This window comes from Rhizobium sp. YJ-22 (assembly GCF_029601685.1).
Taxonomy (GTDB): Bacteria; Pseudomonadota; Alphaproteobacteria; order Rhizobiales; family Rhizobiaceae; genus Metarhizobium.
On sequence record NZ_JARRIR010000012.1, the window covers coordinates 117,902 to 137,559 of the forward strand.

The 19,658-nt window shown below is 65.5% G+C and carries 17 protein-coding genes; 13 read left to right on the forward strand and 4 right to left on the reverse strand.

All coding sequences use genetic code 11. The annotated features are described in order from the left end of the window. Positions 1 to 17 precede the first annotated feature (17 nt). The 4 genes from P7F60_RS24110 to P7F60_RS24125 all read left to right on the forward strand — a co-directional run bounded on the left by P7F60_RS24110 (position 18) and on the right by P7F60_RS24125 (position 4,157). On the forward strand, positions 18 to 962 hold the full coding sequence (locus tag P7F60_RS24110; RefSeq protein WP_277920245.1) for a tripartite tricarboxylate transporter substrate binding protein: 945 nt from the start codon (positions 18 to 20) through the stop codon (positions 960 to 962). Next, positions 959 to 1,453, forward strand: a complete 495-nt coding sequence (locus tag P7F60_RS24115; protein ID WP_277920246.1) for a tripartite tricarboxylate transporter TctB family protein — start codon at positions 959 to 961, stop codon at positions 1,451 to 1,453. Before P7F60_RS24110 ends, P7F60_RS24115 begins: the two co-directional genes overlap by 4 nt. A gap of 12 nt (positions 1,454 to 1,465) precedes the next feature. Then, a complete protein-coding gene (locus P7F60_RS24120; protein WP_277920247.1) occupies positions 1,466 to 2,983 on the forward strand; it encodes a tripartite tricarboxylate transporter permease in 1,518 nt (505 codons plus the stop codon). Positions 2,984 to 3,083: 100 nt separating this feature from the next. Beyond that, entirely contained in the window at positions 3,084 to 4,157 is a 1,074-nt protein-coding gene (locus P7F60_RS24125) for a nitronate monooxygenase (protein ID WP_277920248.1), read from the forward strand. Positions 4,158 to 4,250: 93 nt separating this feature from the next. Here P7F60_RS24125 and P7F60_RS24130 read toward each other — a convergent pair whose 3' ends face one another. The 3 genes from P7F60_RS24130 to P7F60_RS24140 all read right to left on the reverse strand — a co-directional run bounded on the left by P7F60_RS24130 (position 4,251) and on the right by P7F60_RS24140 (position 7,383). Then, positions 4,251 to 4,643 (reverse strand): DUF779 domain-containing protein, encoded by a 393-nt coding sequence (locus tag P7F60_RS24130; RefSeq protein WP_277920249.1) that lies wholly within the window; start codon positions 4,641 to 4,643, stop codon positions 4,251 to 4,253. A 117-nt stretch (positions 4,644 to 4,760) separates the two neighbouring features. Further along, positions 4,761 to 6,269 (reverse strand): aldehyde dehydrogenase, encoded by a 1,509-nt coding sequence (gene adh, locus P7F60_RS24135; RefSeq protein ID WP_277920250.1) that lies wholly within the window; start codon positions 6,267 to 6,269, stop codon positions 4,761 to 4,763. Between the two features lie 148 nt (positions 6,270 to 6,417). Next, the gene (locus P7F60_RS24140) at positions 6,418 to 7,383 is read right to left on the reverse strand and encodes a helix-turn-helix domain-containing protein (RefSeq protein ID WP_277920251.1); all 966 of its coding nucleotides are present in this window, start codon (positions 7,381 to 7,383) and stop codon (positions 6,418 to 6,420) included. A gap of 346 nt (positions 7,384 to 7,729) precedes the next feature. On the opposite strand from P7F60_RS24140, the gene kdpF reads away from it, so the two are divergent. From kdpF to P7F60_RS24180, 8 genes are all read left to right on the forward strand, one after another. Beyond that, positions 7,730 to 7,819 carry a K(+)-transporting ATPase subunit F gene (kdpF, locus tag P7F60_RS24145; protein WP_277920252.1) on the forward strand — a complete coding sequence of 30 codons (90 nt, stop codon included), beginning with the start codon at positions 7,730 to 7,732 and terminating at the stop codon, positions 7,817 to 7,819. Between the two features lie 26 nt (positions 7,820 to 7,845). After that, positions 7,846 to 9,549 carry a potassium-transporting ATPase subunit KdpA gene (gene kdpA / locus P7F60_RS24150; RefSeq protein WP_277920253.1) on the forward strand — a complete coding sequence of 568 codons (1,704 nt, stop codon included), beginning with the start codon at positions 7,846 to 7,848 and terminating at the stop codon, positions 9,547 to 9,549. 25 nt (positions 9,550 to 9,574) lie between these two features. After that, positions 9,575 to 11,662 (forward strand): potassium-transporting ATPase subunit KdpB, encoded by a 2,088-nt coding sequence (gene kdpB / locus P7F60_RS24155; RefSeq protein WP_277920254.1) that lies wholly within the window; start codon positions 9,575 to 9,577, stop codon positions 11,660 to 11,662. A gap of 12 nt (positions 11,663 to 11,674) precedes the next feature. Next, positions 11,675 to 12,241, forward strand: coding sequence for a potassium-transporting ATPase subunit KdpC (gene kdpC, locus P7F60_RS24160; RefSeq protein ID WP_277920255.1), 567 nt, complete (start codon positions 11,675 to 11,677; stop codon positions 12,239 to 12,241). 45 nt (positions 12,242 to 12,286) lie between these two features. Continuing rightward, the gene (locus P7F60_RS24165; RefSeq protein ID WP_277920256.1) at positions 12,287 to 14,998 is read left to right on the forward strand and encodes a sensor histidine kinase KdpD; all 2,712 of its coding nucleotides are present in this window, start codon (positions 12,287 to 12,289) and stop codon (positions 14,996 to 14,998) included. 11 nt (positions 14,999 to 15,009) lie between these two features. Then, a complete protein-coding gene (locus P7F60_RS24170) occupies positions 15,010 to 15,702 on the forward strand; it encodes a response regulator transcription factor (RefSeq protein WP_277920257.1) in 693 nt (230 codons plus the stop codon). Positions 15,703 to 15,791: 89 nt separating this feature from the next. Then, on the forward strand, positions 15,792 to 16,049 hold the full coding sequence (locus P7F60_RS24175) for a hypothetical protein (RefSeq protein WP_277920258.1): 258 nt from the start codon (positions 15,792 to 15,794) through the stop codon (positions 16,047 to 16,049). Positions 16,050 to 16,434: 385 nt separating this feature from the next. Further along, positions 16,435 to 17,865 carry an NAD-dependent succinate-semialdehyde dehydrogenase gene (locus tag P7F60_RS24180; RefSeq protein ID WP_277920318.1) on the forward strand — a complete coding sequence of 477 codons (1,431 nt, stop codon included), beginning with the start codon at positions 16,435 to 16,437 and terminating at the stop codon, positions 17,863 to 17,865. Positions 17,866 to 17,904: 39 nt separating this feature from the next. Here P7F60_RS24180 and P7F60_RS24185 read toward each other — a convergent pair whose 3' ends face one another. After that, on the reverse strand, positions 17,905 to 18,609 hold the full coding sequence (locus P7F60_RS24185) for an SDR family oxidoreductase (protein ID WP_277920259.1): 705 nt from the start codon (positions 18,607 to 18,609) through the stop codon (positions 17,905 to 17,907). A 123-nt stretch (positions 18,610 to 18,732) separates the two neighbouring features. Between P7F60_RS24185 and P7F60_RS24190 the strand changes: the two genes are divergently transcribed. Then, a complete protein-coding gene (locus tag P7F60_RS24190; RefSeq protein ID WP_277920260.1) occupies positions 18,733 to 19,650 on the forward strand; it encodes a LysR substrate-binding domain-containing protein in 918 nt (305 codons plus the stop codon). Positions 19,651 to 19,658 lie beyond the last annotated feature (8 nt).

The window sequence follows — 19,658 nt, forward strand, 5'->3', positions numbered from 1 at the left end:
CCACGGAGGACCTGGACTTGAAACATTTCTTTCTTGCATCGTTGATGGCCGGCGCAATCGCACTTCCCGCCTATGCCGCCGATTACACGATCATCGCGCCGGCCAATCCCGGCGGCGGCTGGGACCAGACGGCCCGCTCGCTCCAGACGGTCATGCAGCAGGAAGGCATTTCCGGCAATGTGCAGGTGCAGAACGTTCCCGGCGCCGGCGGCACCATCGGCCTTGCCCAGTTCGCCAGCCAGTCGGCCGGCAATCCCAATGCCCTGATCGTCGGCGGCTATGTCATGGTCGGCGCCATCCTCACCAACAAGGCCCCGGTGACGCTCAAGGACGTCACGCCGATTGCCCGCCTCACCGGCGAATATGAAGCCATCGTCGTGCCGGCCTCCTCGCCCTTCCAGAGCATGGCCGATCTCGTGGCGGCGCTGAAGGCCGATCCGGGCGCGGTCTCCTGGGCCGGCGGCTCGGCCGGCGGTACCGACCACATCGCCGTCGGCCAGATCGCCAAGGCGGCCGGCGTCGATCCGACCAAGATCAACTATATCGCCTTCTCCGGCGGCGGCGAGGCGCTGGCGGCGATTCTCGGTTCGCAGGTTTCGGCCGGCATTTCCGGCTATGGCGAATTCGAATCGCAGGTGAAATCCGGCACGCTGCGGCTGCTGGCCATCACCAGCGACAAGCGCATCGACGGCATCGACGCCCCGACGCTGAAGGAAAGCGGCATCGACGTCGTCGTCGAGAACTGGCGCATGATCGCCGCCGCCCCCGGCCTTTCCGACGAGCAGAAGGCCGCCGTATCGGCCGATATCGAGAAACTGGCGAAATCGGCCGGCTGGCAGGAAACCCTGAAGACCAAGGGCTGGCAGGACACCTATCTCGCCGGTCCCGCCTTCGAGGAACAGCTCGCCAAGGATATTTCCGCCACCGAAGCCACCCTCAAGGCCATCGGACTGGTGAAATGAGCGGCAACGACCTGCCAGAGACCGCCGCTTCGCGCCGCCCCGACGGGGTGGCGCTTGGCGCGGCCGCCGTGCTCGCCGCCATTGCCGGCGTCATCCTGTGGGATACGTCGCATCTGGCGGCGCTGACGGCCTATTCGCCGGTCGGACCGACCACCGTGCCCTATGTCGTCGCCGTCGGCCTGCTGGTGCTGGCCGGCTGGACGGTGCTCGCTGCCATCAGGGGCGAATTTCCCGAACGCGAGCATCAGGAACTCGGCCCGATCGTCTGGATCGTCGGCGGACTGGCGGCGCAGATGCTGCTGTTGAAGGCCGCCGGCTTTTCGGTCGCGACCGGCTTGCTGTTTGCCGCCACCGCCGCCGGCTTCGGACGGCGCAAGCTCTGGATCTCGGTGCCGGCGGGCATCGTGCTCTGTCTCGTGATCTGGCTGATCTTCGCGCGCCTGCTGCAGCTTTCGCTGCCGGCCGGGCCGCTCGAACGCCTGTTCCTCTAAAGGGTGGCCGCGATGGGTACCTTCGAATTCCTGCTGCAGGGGGTCATGGTTGCGATGCAGCCGGCCAACCTGCTCTATGCCCTGATCGGCGTGACGCTCGGCACCGCCGTCGGCGTGCTGCCCGGCATCGGCCCGGCCCTGACCGTCGCCCTGCTTCTGCCCGTCACCTACAAGCTCGATCCGGCCGGCTCGCTGATCATGTTCGCCGGCATCTATTACGGCGGCATGTATGGCGGCTCGACCACCTCGATCCTGCTCAACACACCCGGCGAAAGCGCCTCTATCGTCACGGCGCTCGAAGGCAACAAGATGGCGCGGGCCGGGCGCGGCGGGCCGGCGCTGGCGACAGCCGCCATCGGCTCCTTCGTCGCCGGCCTGATTGCCACTATCGGACTTGCCTTCATCGCCCCCTTCATCGTCAAGCTGGCGCTGGTTTTCGGCCCGCGTGAATATTTCGCGCTGATGGTGCTGGCCTTCGTCACCGTCTCCTCCGCCTTCGGCGATTCGACGCTGCGCGGGTTGACCTCGCTATTCATCGGCTTTGCGCTGGCCATCATCGGCATCGACCAGCTAACCGGTCAGACCCGCATGAGTTTCGGCGTGCCCGACCTGCTCGACGGCATCGAGGTAACGACGCTGGCGGTCGCCATGTTCGCCATCGGTGAGACGCTCTATATCGCCGCGCAAGGCATGCGCGGGCCGGAAACGGTCGAGGCGGTCAAGGGCTCGTTGTGGATGACCAAGGCCGACTGGGCGCGCTCGTGGAAACCCTGGCTGCGCGGCACCGCCATTGGCTTCCCCATCGGCGCCATGCCGGCCGGCGGCGCCGAAATCGGCACTTTCCTCTCCTATGCCGCCGAAAAGCGGCTGACGAAGCACCCGGAAGAATTCGGCAACGGCGCCATTGAAGGCGTCGCCGGGCCGGAAGCGGCCAACAATGCCTCGGCCGCCGGCACGCTGGTGCCGCTGCTCACACTCGGCCTGCCGACCACGGCGACGGCGGCGATCATGCTCGCCGGCTTCCAGCAATACGGGCTGCAACCCGGCCCGCTGCTGTTCGCCACCAATCCGCAGCTCGTCTGGGGCCTGATCGCCAGCCTGCTGATCGCCAATTTCATGCTGCTGGTGCTGAACCTGCCATTGATCGGGCTCTGGGTGCGGCTGCTGACCATTCCAAAACCCTGGCTCTATGCCGGCATCCTGTTGTTCGCGACGCTCGGCACCATCGGCGCCAACCCCTCGGTGTTCGAACTCGGCATGCTGCTCGCCTTCGGCCTGATGGGTTATGTGATGCGCGTGCTCGGCTATCCGATTGCGCCGGTCGTCGTCGGCCTGATCCTCGGGCCGCTCGCCGAACAGCAGTTGCGCCGGGCCCTGATGATCAGCCAGGGCGATTGGTCGGTTCTGGTCACCTCGCCGATTGCCGCCGTGCTGCTCGGCATCGCCGCGCTGGCGCTGATCGTGCCGCTGATCCTGCGGGCGCGCGGCCGTGGCCAGGTGCTGTCGCAGCTTGCCGCCAACGAGGATTGACGGAGCGGCCGCTCGCAAATCCCGGTTTGAAACAGCAATTGCACCACGACGGTAAAGGTGCGATGCAAAGGCAAGGAAGTTCGGCGGAGGAACAGGCGCCATGCTGAACAGGCTTGGAGTGACATTGCCGATCGTGCAGGCCCCGATGGCGGGCGTTTCGACGCCGGCCATGGCGGCTGCGGTCTCGAATGCCGGCGGGCTCGGCTCGATCGGCGTCGGCGCCACGGATGCGGCCGGGGCGCGCGCGATGATCGTGGAGGTGCAGGCGCGCACCGTCCGCGCCTTCAACGTCAATCTCTTCGTCCACGCCACGCCGGCCGCCGATCCAGCCCGTGAAACAGCCTGGCTCGACGGGTTGGCGCCGGTCTTTGCCGAATTCGGCGTGGCCCCGCCGAGCCGGCTGACCACCATCTATAAAAGTTTCGCCGACGATCCCGAGATGCTGGCCCTGCTGCTGGAGGTCAGGCCGCCGGTTGTCAGCCTGCATTTCGGCCTGCCTTCGGCGCAGATCATCGCTGCGTTGAAACAGGCCGGCATCCTGCTTCTGGCGACGGCCACCAGCCTCGACGAGGCCCGGCGCGTCGAAGCCGCCGGTATCGATGCCATCGTGGCGCAGGGCGTCGAGGCCGGTGGCCATCGCGGTGTCTTCGATCCCGCCGGTCCCGATCCGGGGCTCGGCATGGCGACGCTGACGCGCCTGCTCGCGCGGGAAACCCGCCTGCCGGTCATCGCCGCCGGCGGCATCATGGACGGAGCCGGCATCGCCGCAGTGCTCGCGCTCGGCGCGGCCGCCGCCCAGCTCGGCACCGCCTTCATCGCCTGCCCGGAATCCAGCGCCGACGAAGGCTATCGCAAGGCGCTCGCCGGCCCCGGCGCCTATCACACGCAACTGACCTCGCTGATTTCAGGTCGTCCCGCCCGCGCGCTCGCCAATCGCTTCACCGCGCTTTCGGAAATGCTGGCCGGCCACTGTCCGCCCGATTATCCCATCGCCTACGATGCCGGGAAGGCGCTGAATGCCGCCGCCAAGGCGAAGGGAGAATTTGGTTTCGGGGCGCAATGGGCCGGCCAAGGAGCGCCGCTTGCCCGCACCATGCCGGCTGCGGAGCTGGTTACCACGCTGGCGGAAGAGCTGGCGGTGGCGCAACGCCTCGCGCCGTTCGGCGCTCCATAGGTCGACTTAAGTCCGAAATGCCGGTGAAGGTTGCGGGCACGCCGATCGCGCGGCTTGCGGGTGATGCCGCAATTGGGGCAGTCGGTCCCTGGGTTATGGCCGCACGACGGTGACGGACGGCACGGCGCAGGCCTCGCCCCCGCCGAAGAGACGCGAGCGAGTGAGGAAGCGTTTCTCGCGTCCGTTGTCGAGCGAGAACATACCGCCGCGACCAGGCACAACGTCGATGATCAATTGCGTGTGTTTCCATACCGCGAACTGGCTGCCGCTGATATAGACAGGTACGCCGCCGATCTCACCGAGCTTCACGTCGGTCTCGCCGACACGGAATTCAGCTGCCGGATAACACATGGGCGAGGAACCGTCGCAGCAGCCGCCGGATTGGTGAAAGAGGATATCGGGATAGTCCCGGCGGATCTCGGCGATGAGGTCGAGTGCGGCCTCGGTCGCGAGAACGCGCGGTTCGCCGTTGACAGTTGGTTCCATGTCTTTCTCCCAGAGCATTTCCAGGAAATGCGTCGAAAACGAAAGGCTCCATCGATACGCCCGCCCCCACAAGACGGGAGCGGGCGACCTTCGAGAAGAGTGCTTGGGAGGATCTTCTCAGAAGAAGCCGAGCGCCTTCGGGCTGTAGCTGACCAACATGTTCTTGGTCTGCTGGTAGTGGTCCAGCATCATCTTGTGGGTCTCGCGGCCGATGCCCGATTGCTTGTAGCCGCCGAAGGCGGCATGGGCCGGATAGGCATGGTAGCAATTGGTCCAGACGCGGCCGGCCTGGATATCGCGGCCGAAGCGATAGGCGCGGTTGCCGTCGCGGGTCCACACGCCGGCGCCGAGGCCGTAGAGCGTATCGTTGGCGATTTCCAGCGCCTGCGCATCGTCCTTGAAGGTGGCGACCGAGACGACGGGCCCGAAAATTTCCTCCTGGAAGACGCGCATCTTGTTGTGGCCGGCGAAGATCGTCGGCTTGACGTAGTAGCCGCTGGCAAGCTCCCCACCGAGGTCGTTGCGCGCCCCGCCGGTCAGCACCTGAGCGCCTTCCTGGCGGCCGATATCGAGATAGGAGAGGATCTTTTCAAGCTGTTCGGAGGAGGCCTGCGCCCCGATCATCGTCTGCGGATCGAGCGGATTGCCCTGGCGGATCGCCTCGACGCGCTTGACGGCCTTTTCCATGAAGCGATCGTAGATGGACTCATGCACGAGCGCGCGGCTCGGGCAGGTGCAGACCTCGCCCTGGTTGAGCGCGAACATCGCAAACCCTTCCAGCGCCTTGTCGAGATAGTCGTCGTCCTCGGCCATGACATCGGCGAAGAAGATGTTGGGCGACTTGCCGCCGAGTTCCAGCGTGATCGGGATCAGGTTCTGGCTGGCATATTGCATGATCAGCCGGCCCGTCGTCGTCTCGCCGGTAAAGGCGATCTTGGAGATGCGCGGGCTGGTGGCGAGCGGCTTGCCGGCTTCGAGGCCGAAGCCGTTGACGATGTTGAGCACGCCGGGCGGCAGGAGGTCGCCGATGATCTCGGCCCAGACGAGGATCGAGGCGGGCGTCTGCTCGGCCGGCTTGAGCACGACGCAGTTGCCGGCGGCAAGTGCGGGCGCCAGCTTCCAGGCGGCCATCAGGATCGGGAAGTTCCACGGAATGATCTGGCCGACGACGCCGAGCGGCTCATGGAAATGATAGGCGACCGTATCGTGGTCGATCTCGCCGATGGAGCCTTCCTGAGCGCGGATGCAGGACGCGAAATAGCGGAAATGGTCGATGGCCAAGGGAATATCGGCGGCCATGGTTTCGCGGATCGGCTTGCCGTTGTCCCAGGTCTCGGCCTGGGCAAGCACCTCCAGCTTGTCCTCCATCCGCTGGGCGATCTTCATCAGGATGTTGGAGCGCTCGGTGACCGAGGTGCGGCCCCATTTGTCCTTGGCGGCATGGGCGGCGTCGAGCGCGGCCTCGATGTCCTTCTCGTCTGAACGCGGGATTTCGCAGAGTTTGCCACCGGTGACCGGCGTGACGTTGTCGAAATAGCGGCCTGCGATGGGCTCGCGCCATTCGCCGCCGATGAAGTTGCCGTATTTCAGCTTGAACGGCGACTCGACGATTTTCTGATGCAGCATGTCATCCTCCCAAAGTTGGCGGGCGCCGCGAGGGCGATCCCGATGGAAGGAGTGTGCAAAGCCGGGGGACGGAACGATAGCCCGGCAGGATCATACCGCACTGCACAGTGTCGCAGAGTTGAGACAGTCGGGCGCGGGAAAGCCGGAATCAATTCGGCCGACCGCCAAGGGCCAGCCGCTTCATCTTGCGGTGAAGCGTCGCGCGACTCATGCCGAGCAGGATCGCGGCTTGCGAGACGTTGCCGCCGGCGCGCGACAGGGCGCGCAGGATCGCCGCGCGTTCGGATTCGATCAGATCAGCCCCGCCGTCGCCGCGCTGCTCGTTCAGCGCATCGGCGGCGGGAAGGCCGGCGGCGATGCGCTGGTCGTCCAGCTTCAGCGCCACGCGCGCCGCTCGGGTGGCGCCCAGCACGATGTCGTTGCGATCGACGGCAAGCAACGCCGAGGCCGCGCCGGTCTCGGTCGGCACCAGAACGAAACGCGCGCCGGCAAAGGCGCTGCGAAACAGGTTGAGTTCGATGCGCGAGGCCGCGTCGCGCACCGTCTGCGACAGGATCGACAGCGTCGCCTCGTCGACATCCTCACGGCACGTCGACATGTCGAGCGCGCCGGCAAGCTGGCCGCGATGATCGCGGATCGGCGCGCTGGTGCAACTCAGGTCGGTATTGCCGCTGAGGAAGTGCTGGTCGCGGATGATGGCGACGGCGCGGTCGTCGGCCAGCGCCGTGCCGATGCCGTTGGTGCCGATGCTGGCCTCGGTCCAGACCGAGCCGGTCCACAGGCCGAGATCGTGAAAATGCTTGTTGTCGCCGGCCGCTCCGCGCCGCTCCAGCGCGACGCCGTCGCGATCGGTGAGCAGCAGGCAGAAGCCGGCCTTGCCGACCGCCAGGAACAGCCGGTCGAGTTCACCCGCCGCCTCGGCGACCAGCCGCCCGGAACGCTCGGCGGCGAACCGGAATTCCGGCTCGCTGACCCGGACTGGCAGCCGCTTTTCCTCCGGCGCCAGCCGGTGCATGGTCATGCAGCGCCGCCACGAAGCCACGACCGAGGAACTCGCCACGGCGGACTGCGTGGACGCATAAACCTGATCGGCATGCGAAAACTGTCGGCGCATTGGCTCCTCCACCAAGACCGGCGCAATTGTGACGAAAAATCCTCCCGGCGCAATCCCAAAACCGCCCCATGCGTCATCAAGGCTGAATTCCTATGGAATTCCTATATTTCCGTCCTCCCCGCCCTCTCGAACCCCTATGGCTCCCCGCCGCATATTGGACCCAGGAGCCGCGGGCCGCGCGGGCGCTGCCCATCCGGGCTGGCCTTGTCGAAAGCCCGGCTCCACCGGTCATCGACAGGAGTTACGACCCATGACGGATATTCTTCTTCTCGGCGCGACGGCGGGGTTCTTCCTGCTCTGCCTTGCCTATACGCGCGTCTGCGACAGGCTTTGAGGAGGACGAACCATGACCTTCGACTATGTCCTCAGCGGCACTGTTACCGTGCTGATCGCCCTTTACCTCACCTATGCGCTGATCCGCCCCGAGCGGTTCTGAGCGGGTGGTCCTGAAAGTTTGAACCCATGACCCTCATCGGATGGTTGCAGATCCTGCTTTTCTGCGGGATCGTCCTTGCGCTGGTCAAACCGCTCGGCGGTTACATGACCCGCGTCTTCTCGGGCGAGCGCACACTCCTCTCACCGCTCCTCGTTCCCGTGGAGCGCGGCCTTTATGCGCTGGCCGGCACCGGCGAGCGCGATGAACAGCATTGGAGCGCCTATGCGGCGTCGATGCTGCTCTTCAACCTCGCCGGCTTCCTCCTCCTCTATGCGCTGCTGCGCCTGCAGGCCGGGCTGCCCTACAATCCCGCCGGCATGGGCGCCGTTCCCGCCGACCTCTCCTTCAACACCGCCGTCAGCTTCGTTACCAACACCAACTGGCAGAACTACGGCGGCGAAGGCACCCTGTCCTATCTCTCGCAGATGGCCGGGCTGACGGTGCAGAATTTCGTGTCCGGCGCCACCGGCATCGCCATCGCCATCGCCTTCATCCGCGCCTTCTCGCGCGCCTCGGGCAAGGCCATCGGCAATTTCTGGGTCGATATGGTGCGTGCGACGCTCTACCTGCTGCTGCCGCTCTGCATCGTGCTGACGCTGGTTTATGTCTTCCTCGGCGTGCCGCAGACGCTTGGACCCTATATCGAAGCCACCACGCTGGAAGGCGCGAAACAGACCATCGCGGTCGGCCCGGTCGCCTCGCAACTGGCGATCAAGATGCTCGGCACCAATGGCGGCGGCTTCTTCAACGCCAATTCCGCCCATCCCTTCGAAAACCCGGATGCGATCTCCAACCTGATCCAGATGGTGTCGATCTTCGCCATCGGCGCGGCGCTGACCAATGTCTTCGGCCGCATGGTCGGCAACACGCGCCAGGGCTGGGCGATCCTTGCCGCCATGCTGGTGCTGTTTGTCGCCGGCGTCACCGTCACCTATTGGGCGGAAGCGGCCGGCAATCCGCTGATGCATGCCTTCGGCCTCGGAGGCGGCAATATGGAAGGCAAGGAAGTGCGCTTCGGCATCGCTTTGTCGTCGCTGTTTGCGGTAGTGACCACGGCGGCCTCCTGCGGCGCGGTCAATGCCATGCATGGCAGCTTCACGGCACTCGGCGGCCTTGTGCCGCTGATCAACATGCAGCTCGGCGAGGTCATCGTCGGCGGGGTCGGCGCCGGTTTCTACGGCATCCTGCTGTTCATCGTCGTCGCCGTCTTCGTCGCCGGCCTGATGGTCGGGCGCACGCCGGAATATATCGGCAAGAAAATCGAGGCCAAGGAAATGAAGATGGCGGTGCTGGCGATCCTCTGCCTGCCGCTCGCCATGCTGGTCTTCACCGCCATCGCCACCGTGCTGCCTTCGGCGGTCGCCTCTATCGGCACGGCCGGCCCGCACGGCTTCTCCGAGATCCTCTATGCCTATACCTCGGCTGCCGCCAATAACGGCTCGGCCTTCGGCGGCCTGACCGGCAATACGCCCTGGTACAACGTGACGCTCGGTTTCGGCATGCTGATCGGCCGCTTCCTGGTCATCATTCCAGCCCTTGCCATCGCCGGTTCGCTGGTCGCCAAGAAGACGGTTCCCGCCTCTGCCGGCACCTTCCCGACCGACGGCCCGCTGTTCGTCGGCCTGCTGGTCGGCACGATCCTGATCGTCGGCGGCCTGACCTTCTTCCCCGGCCTGGCGCTCGGTCCCGTCGTCGAGCACCTGGTGGGGCTCAACGGCACGACCTTCTAAGCCTGTACAATTCTGGAGTCCTCCCATGGCCCACGTCAAATCCGCGAGCATTCTCGAACCTCGCATCCTCGTGCCGGCAATCGGCGCTGCCGTTACCAAGCTCAACCCGGTCACGCTCGCTCGCAATCCGGTGATGTTCGTCGTCGCCGCCGTCTCGGTGCTGACCACGATCCTGTTTATCCGCGATCTCGTCACCGGCGGCGGCAATCTCAGCTTTTCCTTCCAGATCAACCTCTGGCTCTGGTTCACCGTGCTGTTTGCCAATTTCGCGGAAGCCGTCGCCGAAGGGCGCGGCAAGGCGCAGGCCGATGCGCTACGCAAGACCCGCACGGAAACGGAAGGCAAGCTGCTGACCGGCAGCGACCGCACCCAGTTCGAGCGGGTGCCCGGCACCAGCCTCAAGGTCGGCGACGTCGTCATCGTCGAGGCCGGCGACATCATCCCCTCCGATGGCGAGGTGATCGAGGGCGTCGCCTCGGTCAACGAAGCGGCGATCACGGGCGAATCCGCCCCCGTGATCCGCGAATCCGGCGGCGACCGCTCGGCCGTGACAGGCGGCACGCAGGTGCTGTCCGACTGGATCCGCGTGCGCATCACGGCGGCTGCCGGCTCGACCTTCCTCGACCGCATGATCTCGCTGGTCGAGGGCGCTGAGCGCCAGAAGACCCCGAACGAGATCGCCCTCAACATCCTGCTCGCTGGCATGACGCTGATCTTCGTGCTGGCGACGGCGACGATCCCGAGCTTTGCGTCCTATGCCGGCGGCTCGATCCCGATCATCGTGCTGGTGGCGCTGTTCGTGACGCTGATCCCGACCACCATCGGCGCGCTGCTCTCGGCCATCGGCATTGCCGGCATGGACCGGCTGGTGCGCTTCAACGTGCTCGCCATGTCCGGCCGCGCCGTCGAGGCTGCCGGCGACGTCGATACGCTGCTACTCGACAAGACCGGCACGATCACGCTCGGCAACCGCCAGGCGACCGAATTCCGCCCCGTCTCCGGCGTCACGGCGGAAGAACTGGCCGATGCCGCCCAGCTCGCCTCGCTCGCCGACGAAACCCCGGAGGGCCGCTCCATCGTTGTGCTCGCCAAGGAGAAATATGCCATCCGCGCCCGCGACATGGGCAGCCTGCATGCCAGTTTCATCCCCTTCACCGCCCAGACCCGCATGAGCGGCGTCGATCTCGACGGCTCCGCGATCCGCAAGGGCGCGGTGGATGCGGTACTGACTTATGTCGGCTCTGCGATACCGGTTTCCAGCGGCAATGCGGCGCTGGCGCTGCGGACGGCCGGCGATAGCGTGCAGGAGGTGAAAACCATTGCGGAAGAAATCGCCAAAGCCGGCGGCACGCCGCTCGCCGTTGCCCGCGACGGATGGCTGCTCGGCGTCGTCCAGCTCAAGGACATCGTCAAGGGCGGCATCAGCGAACGTTTCGCCGAGCTGCGCCGCATGGGCATCCGCACCGTGATGATCACCGGCGACAACCCGATGACGGCCGCCGCGATTGCCGCCGAAGCCGGCGTCGACGATTTCCTCGCCCAGGCGACGCCCGAAAACAAGCTGCAGCTCATCCGCGAGGAACAGGCCAAGGGCAAGCTGGTCGCCATGTGCGGCGACGGCACCAATGACGCGCCGGCCCTTGCCCAGGCCGATGTCGGTGTCGCCATGAACACCGGCACGGTCGCCGCTCGCGAGGCCGGCAACATGGTCGACCTCGACAGCGACCCGACCAAGCTGATCGAGATCGTCGAGATCGGCAAACAACTCTTGATGACGCGCGGGGCGCTGACCACCTTCTCCATCGCCAACGACATCGCCAAGTATTTCGCCATCATCCCGGCGATGTTCCTGGCGCTCTATCCGCAGCTCGGCGTGCTCAACATCATGGGGCTCGCCAATCCGCAAAGCGCCATCCTCTCGGCGATCATCTTCAACGCGCTGATCATCATTGCGCTCATTCCGCTATCGCTGAGGGGCGTCAAATACCGGGCGGTCGGCGCCGGCGCGCTGCTCTCCCGCAACCTGTTGGTCTACGGCCTCGGCGGCATCGTCGTGCCCTTCATCGGCATCAAGGCCATCGACATGGTCATCACCGCCATCGGCCTCGCATAAGGAGTCTTTCCCATGTTCAAACAGCTTCGCGCCGCGCTCGTCATGATCCTCGCCACCACCGCCATCACAGGCCTTGCCTATCCGCTCGGCATGACCGGCATTGCACAAGCCCTGTTCCCGGCGCAGGCGAACGGCAGCCTGATCGAGCGCGACGGCAAGGTCGTCGGCTCCAGGCTGATCGGCCAGGCCTTCACCTCCGACCGCTACTTCCACGGCCGCCCCTCGGCGGCCGGCGACGGCTACAACGCCGCCGCCTCCTCCGGCTCCAACCTCGGCCCGACCAGCGCCAAGCTGATCGACCGGGTGAAGGCCGATACCGCAGCGGCAAAGGCGCAAAACCCCGATATGCCGGTGCCGGCCGATCTCGTCACCGCCTCGGGCAGCGGCCTCGATCCGCATATCTCGCCGGAAGCCGCCTATTTCCAGGTGGCGCGCGTCGCAAAAGCCCGCAACATGGACGAGGCCGCCCTCAAGGCACTGGTCGAAAAGCATGTGGAAGACCGCGCGCTTGGCGTGCTCGGCGAACCGGTCGTCAACGTGCTTGCCCTCAACATGGCGCTTGACGAAAGCAAGTCCTAAATAGAAAGGCTGGGTCACGCCGCAGCCGGCCATACAGGAAAACCCATGCCCGACGACAGTCGCGACACGCTGCAAAGACCCTCGCCGGACGCGCTTCTGGAGCGCGCCGAGCGCGAGGCGCAGGGCAGGCTCAAGATCTTCCTCGGCGCTGCCCCCGGCGTCGGCAAGACCTATGAGATGCTGATGTCCGGCCGGGCGCGGCGTGCCGATGGCATCGACGTGGTGATCGGCATCGTCGAGACCCACGGGCGGCGCGAAACCCAGGCGCTGCTCGACGGTTTCGAGATCATCCCGCGCAAATCCGTCGCCTATCGCGGCCAGATGCTGGAGGAGATGGATCTCGACGCCATTCTCGCCCGCCGCCCGGCCCTGGTGCTGGTCGACGAACTCGCCCACACCAATGCGCCCGGCAGCCGCCATGCCAAGCGCACCATGGATGTCGAGGAACTGCTCGCCCGCGGCATCGACGTCTATTCGACGCTGAACATCCAGCATGTCGAGAGCCTGAACGACGTCGTCGCCCAGATCACCCGCGTGCGGGTGCGCGAGACCGTGCCGGATTCGATCATCGACCGGGCCGACGAGGTCGAGATCATCGACATCACCCCGGCCGACCTGATCAAGCGGCTGCATGACGGCAAGGTCTATGTGCCGCAGACGGCGCGGGCCGCGATCGAGAACTATTTTTCGCCCGGCAACCTGACGGCGCTGCGCGAACTGGCGCTGCGCCGCACCGCCCAACGCGTCGATGAGCAATTGCTGAACCACATGCAGGCGCATGCGATTTCCGGCCCGTGGGCGGCGGGAGACCGGGTGCTGGTCTGCCTCAGCCATGGCCCGGGCGGGGCCAATCTGGTGCGTTATGCCCGCCGCCAGGCCGACCGGCTGCGCGCCCCCTGGACGGTGCTGCATCTGGAAACGCCGCAGGCGGCCATGCTGCCCGACCGGCTGAAGGACCGCTTGGCCGCCAATATGCGGCTTGCCGAACAGCTCGGTGCCGAGACCGTGACCCTGCCGGCGCTCGCGCCTTCGCGCGAGATTATCGCCTATGCCGAGGCCAACAACTTTACCCACGTCATCGTCGGCCGGCCGCAAAAACCGCGCTGGCGACAGCTTTTCCACGGCTCGGTCACCGAAGACCTGATCCGCCATGCCGGCGATCTCAGCGTCCATGTCATTTCCGGCAATGCCGGCGAGGAACCGCAGCGCGGCGTCCGGACGGCGCAGCCACCGGCCCCCTTCCGCCTGAAACCCTATCTCAAGGCGACGCTGTTCGTGGCACTGGCCATCGTCGCCGGCATCACCCTCGACCAGACGCTCGACGTGCGCAATCTGGCACTGGTCTTCCTGATGGCGGTGCTGGCGGCGGCGGTGCGTGGCGGGCTGGGGCCGGGGCTTTACGCCTCGCTGCTCGGCGCTTTCTCCTTCAACTTCTTCTTTCTCGAACCGCGCTACACGCTGACGGTGCGCGATCCTGAAAGCCTGGTGGCGCTGTTCTTCTATCTCGGCGTGGCGCTGGTCGCCTCCAACCTGACGGCCGCCGTGCAACGGCAGGCGGCGGCGGCCCGCCAGCGGGCGCGCACCACCGAAGACCTCTATCTGTTTTCCAAAAAGCTGGCCGGAACCGGCACGCTCGACGACGTGCTCTGGGCGACAGCCTTCCAGATCGCCTCGATGCTGAAGGTACGCGTCGTCATCCTGCTGCCGGAAAACGGCTCCATCGCCGTCAAAGCCGGCTATCCGCCCGACGATACGCTCGTCGATGCCGATATCGCCGCCGCCAAATGGGCCTGGGAGCACAACCGCCCGGCCGGTCGCGCAGCCGACACGCTGCCCGGCGCGAAGCGCCTTTATCTGCCTATGCGCACCGGCCGCGAGGCGGTCGGCGTCATCGGCCTCGACAACGACAAGCAGGGGCCGTTGCTGACGCCGGAGCAGCAGCGGCTGTTCGATGCGCTGGCCGATCAGGCGGCACTGGCCATCGAGCGCATCCAGCTCGTCTCCGATGTCGACAAGGCAAAACTCGCCGCCGAGACCGACCGGCTGCGCACCGCGCTGCTGACCTCCATCTCCCACGACCTCAAGACGCCGCTCGCCGCCATCATGGGCTCGGCCGGGACGCTGCAGGATTTCGGGGCGGAGTTTCCCGAGGATGTGCGCGCCGATCTCGTCGCCACCATCGTCGACGAATCCGAGCGGCTGAACCGCTTCATCTCCAACCTGCTCGACATGACCCGCATCGGCGCCGGCGCCATGGAGCCGAATTACGCGCTGCATTTCGTTGGCGATATCGTCGGCACGGCGCTGTCGCGCGCGGCAAAAATCACCGCCCGCCATCGCATCGAGGTCGCCATTCCCGCCGAACTGCCGATGGTTCGCGTCGATCCCGTATTGTTCGAGCAGGTGCTGTTCAACCTCATCGACAATGCCGCCAAATATGCCCCGCCGGAGACTGTCATTGCCTTTCGCGGCTGGCGGGAGGGTTCCTCCGTCCTGCTCGCCGTCGTCGATGAAGGCCCGGGTATCCCGTCCGACGATCTCGAACGCATCTTCGACAGTTTCTACCGGGTGCGCAAAGGCGACCATGTGCGCGCCGGCACCGGGCTGGGCCTTGCCATCTGCCGCGGTTTCGTCGAGGCGATGGGCGGCAGCATCCGCGCCGAAAACCGCGAGGGGCGCCCCGGCGCCGTCTTCACCATCCGCCTGCCGGTCCCGGCCGGCGGCGCCGGGCTTTCGCTGCCCGAACGCCACGACTGAGGAGAGCTGAGATGACCAAGACCGCCGTGCGCATCCTGATCGTCGACGACGAACCGCCGATCCGCAAGCTGCTGCGCGTCGGTCTCTCGACGCAGGACTATGTCGTCAGCGAGGCGATGAACGCCAAGGTCGCCATCGAGATGGTGAAGACCGAACAGCCCGACCTCATCGTCCTCGATCTCGGCCTGCCGGACATGGGCGGCCACGATCTCTTGGCGAAATGGCGGGCCGAAGGGCTGGACCTGCCGATCGTCATCCTGTCGAGCCGCACCGACGAGGCCGGCATCGTCAAGGCGCTGGAAATCGGCGCCGACGACTATATCGCCAAACCCTTCGGCATGAACGAACTCGTCGCCCGCATCCACGTCGCGTTGCGCCACCGTTTGCAGACGCAAGGCGAAAAGCCGGTCTTCCAGACCGGGGATCTCACCGTCGATCTCGTCAAGCGCATCGTCAAAGTCGAGGGCCATGAGATAAAACTGTCGCCGAAGGAATACGATATCCTACGCATCTTCGTGCAGCATGCCGGCAAGGTGCTGACCCATCGCTACCTGCTCGAACATGTCTGGGATGGGCTGACCGATGTGCAATATCTGCGCGTCTATGTGCGGCAGTTGCGCCAGAAGATCGAGAAGACCCCCGACCAGCCGCGCTACATCCTCACCGAAACCGGCATAGGTTACCGCCTCAAGGAGGGCCAGTAAGCGCCGGCGTCAGGCCCCTCCCCTCTTTGCCCAATCTTTGACGGGAACCAAGCCCACCTCCGCTTCGTTCGACCCACAGGAGAACGGACATGGACAAAGAAAAAGAAACGCGCAAACGCGCATTGGCATCCGAAGGCGTGCTGATGTTGCTTATCGAAAGCCTGGCAATGCGCGGGATCGTCTCGCTCGACGAGGCAGAGGACATGCTGGTGGTGCTCGCCCACAGCTCGGACGCATCCGCCGCCCGCGCCACCAGCTTGCGCAACATCATCGCCAAGCTCAAGCAATTGCGCGGCGGCGCCGGGGATATCACGCCCGGCGCACTCAACCTGCAATCCCCGCCTTGACGACGAAAGCGGTTCATCGCTGACGCCGAACGCGACAGGAGTGATCGGCACGATGGCATTGAAACCACACAGGGGACGGCTCCGATAGGGGCCGCGCAGAGCGCAACTGCGGCTACGGAAGAATTTCGCGTAGGCTGAACCAGCCACGACCGGCTGTGGACCGCAGGCCTGGCGAATAGCGGTTTTCTGCATTCCGGTTGTCACCCGCGAATGTCACCGCGACAGGATTGGATATTGGCGGGCGCGCCACACGGCGATATAGCTAGGCTAAGGGCAAAAAATTCACCGAAGACGTGTGAAAACAAGGCATTACAGCCTGCCCGGCGTGGAGGATATCGAAGTGGCATTGTTTCCGGCGCTCACTCGCCATCTCAAGGATCCCGATCTGTTTGCAGCACTCGACCGGCTGCCCGCGCTCGGGCCCGTCACGGGAGAACCGACATTTTCGGTCTACAACCCATCCACCGGCGCGCTTCTGGCCGAGTTGCCGGATATGGGTGTCGCCCATACCCGTGCCGCCATCGAAAAGGCCCATGCCGCGCAGGCCGAATGGGCCGCGCTGACCGCGCGTGATCGCTCCGATGTGCTCTGGCGCTGGCATCAACTGATCGTTAACCATACTGACGATCTCGCCGCCATCCTGACGGCCGAAATGGGCAAGCCGCTGGCGGAGGCGAAATCGGAAGTCTCCCATGCCGCCGCCTATCTGCAATGGTATGCGGAGGAGGCCAACCGCATCTATGGCGAGACGATTTCCGCCCCCTCCACCGACCGGCGCATGCTGGTCATCAAGCAGCCGATCGGTGTCGTCGGGACCATCACGCCTTGGAATTTCCCGGCCTCGATGGTGGCGCGCAAGATTTCGCCGGCGCTCGCGGCCGGCTGCGCCATCGTCTTGAAGCCTGCCGAACAGACGCCGCTGGTCGCCGGCGCCATGTTTGCGCTGGCCGAAGTCGCCGGTTTTCCGGACGGCGTCATCAATCTCGTCTACGCTTCCGAAGGGGCCGATGTCGGCTTGGAACTGTGCACCCATCCGATGGTGCGCAAGATCAGCTTCACCGGCTCGACCGAGGTCGGCCGGCTGCTGATGCGGCAATGTTCCGACCAGGTGAAGAAACTCGCGCTCGAACTCGGCGGCAATGCGCCGTTCATCGTCTTCGACGACGCCGATATCGATGCCGCCGTCGACGGCGCCATCCAGGCGAAATTCCGCAATGGCGGCCAGACCTGCGTTTCCGCCAACCGGCTCTATATCCAGTCCGGCGTGCATGACGAATTCGCCGAGAAATTCGTAGAAAGGGTGCGGCAATTGTCGGTCGGCGACGGCTTCGATCCCGGCGTCGCCATCGGCCCGCTGATCGACACGCGGGCGCTGGCGAAAATCGAGGCGCATATCGCCGATGCGCTGGAGAAGGGCGGCACCATCCGCTGCGGTGGCGAACGCATCGTTGCCGACGGCACCTTCTTCGCGCCGACGGTCTTGACCGATATCACCAGCACGATGCGCGTCGCGCAGGAGGAAACCTTCGGGCCGCTGGCCGCCATTATCCACTTCGAGGATGCCGAGCAGGTGGTGCGCGAGGCCAACGATACCATCTACGGCCTCGCCGCCTATTTCTACGCCTCCAATCTCAAGCGCGTCTGGCGCGTCGCCGAGGCGCTGGAATACGGCATGGTCGGCATCAATACCGGCCGCATGTCCTCCGAGGCCGCCCCCTTCGGCGGCATCAAGCAGTCGGGCATCGGTCGCGAAGGCTCCCGCCACGGGCTGGAGGATTATCTGGAGATGAAATATCTCTGCATGGGCGGCATCTGACGGAAAAGGCGGCGCAAGGCCGCCCTCCCCTCCTGGAGATCAGAGCGAGCGCATCAGGCCGCCATCGACGCGCAGATTCTGGCCGGTGATATAGCCCGCGCCTTCCGAAGCCAGAAAGGCCACGGTGGCGGCGATTTCCTCGCTGGTGCCATAGCGCTTCATCGGCACGCTGTCGCGGCGCGCCTCGGTCGCCGGCAGGCTGTCGATCCAGCCGGGCAGCACGTTGTTCATGCGCACATTGTCGCCCGCGTAAGTATCCGCGAACAGCTTGGTATAGGCGGCGAGACCGGCGCGGAACACCGCCGAGGTTGGAAACATGGCGCTCGGCTCGAAGGCCCAGGCCGTAGAGATATTGACGATCGCGCCGCTGCGCTGCTTCTGCATGATCGGCGCCACCAGCCGCGTCGGGCGGATGACGTTCATCAGATAGACGTCCATACCCTTATGCCAGTCCTCATCACTGATTTCGAGAATCTGAGCGCGCGGCCCGTGGCCGGCGCTGTTGACCAGCACGTCGATGCCGCCGAAGCGCTCCATGGCGCCATCGACGAGGCGCTTCAGGTCGTCGTTCGACTGGTTCGAGCCGGTGACGCCGAAGCCGCCGAGTTCGGCCGCCAGCGCCTCGCCCTTGCCCGAGGACGACAGGATCGCCACCTGAAACCCTTCCTGCGCCAGACGCCGCGCAGCCGCCGCTCCCATGCCGCTGCCGCCCGCCGTGATCAGTGCCACTTTTTCCGCTGCCATGTCGTCCTCGCTTTCGGATGGGTCCGTTTGTCAAAACCGATGTCTGATGCCAGAATATCTAGCATTCTCCGTCAAGGCTGGCCAACCAGTTCCCATTCCACGAAGCAGTAGAAAAACTATCGTATGAGTGCCGAATTCAGACGCCTGCCGCCGCTCAACGGATTGCGGGTTTTCGAGGTCGTCAGTCGCCATCTCAATTTCCGGCTGGCGGCCGAGGAGCTGGGCGTCACGCAAGGCGCGGTCGCGCAACAGATCCGCGGCCTCGAAGCCGACCTCGGCCAGAAACTCTTCGATCGCGGCCCGCGCAGTCTGGCGCCGACCGATGCGGGGCGCAGCTATGTCGCCAATATCCGGCGCGCCTTCGAACTAATTGCCGAGGCGACGGAGGCATTGCATCCGGAACCGAAACATTTGACCATCAGCGTCACGCCGAGCTTCGCGTCGAAATGGCTGATCCCGCGCCTGCCCGCCTTCACCGCCGCCCATCCCGATATCGACCTGCGCATTCTCGCCAGTGAGCGCATGGCGAATTTCCAGGCCGACGCGGTCGATCTGGCAGTCCGTTACGGGCGCCCGCCCTTCGGACCGGGCCTGACTGCGACGCTGCTGTTCGAGCAGGTGCTGGTCGCCGTCGCCAGCCCGCTGCTGGTCGAGAGGCTCGGGGAATTCAATGCGCCGGGCGGGCAGGTTGCCTATCCCTTGCTGCACGATGCCCATGACGTCTGGCCGCAATTCCTCGAACAAGCGTGGCCGGATGCCCGGCCGGTCGCAGCCAAGAACATGCGGTTCAACCAGACGACGCTTGCCATCGACGCGGCCATTGCCGGGCAGGGGGCGGCGCTGGCCAGTCTGCTCTTCGTGCGCGACGACATCGAGGCCGGGCGCCTGATGCGCTTGTCCACGACGGATCTGCAGGTCGATTCCGATTTCTATCTCGTCCATCCCCGCAAGCCGCGCCATGCCGAAAGCCTCGATCTGATCAAATCCTGGTTCATTGCGGCCACCGCTAACCCGCCTTCGACGCCGGTGTCGCCGTCCTGAGCAAGGCT